The organism is Vibrio sp. 1078-1 (assembly GCF_033340475.1).
Genome location: NZ_JAWOWM010000668.1, coordinates 1 through 572, shown reverse-complemented (window position 1 = coordinate 572; position 572 = coordinate 1). Strand labels below are relative to the sequence as shown.

The following is a 572-nucleotide window of genomic DNA, read 5'->3' as shown; positions in this document are numbered from 1 at the left end:
TATGCGTGGCGGTGTGCTAGACCAACACAACAACTACCTCAACGCTCGCGCAGCTCTGTACGACAACATTGCGAACTTAGCTAACAAAGTCGATTCTACGATGGCTATCCTTGAGCAATTCACAACGACAGCAACAGACAAACTAAACGAATCTCTTGATGATGCCGGTGACATTTACTCTGCTGGCGTGACGAAAGCGATTGTGATTGGTGTAGTTGTGGTTTTGTTTGCGGCGGCTATCGGCTATCACATCGCGCAAAGTGTGCGTGAGCCATTAACACGTATTCTCAATGCGCTAGAGAGCCTAACTAAAGGCGATATGACGCAACGTATTGATATTCGCTTTAACAACGAGTTCAGCCGCGTTAGTGGTCATATCAACACGTTAGCGGACAGCTTGCACGACATTCTAGTGAAGCTAAATGAAGCATCAGAAAACTTAGCCTCAACCGCGACAACCAACGAACGAACGTCTTCTCAAGCGCAATCTAAGCTGAATGCACAACGTGAGCAGACCGCCAACGTGGCAACGGCTATGACCGAGATGTCTCACTCGGTTCAAGAAGTTGCGC

General features: G+C 48.3%; 1 protein-coding gene. It reads left to right on the top strand.

Annotation, left to right across the window (positions count from 1 at the left end):
• On the top strand, positions 1 to 572 hold a 572-nt coding region (locus R7190_RS29410; protein ID WP_318138144.1), incomplete at both ends, for a methyl-accepting chemotaxis protein.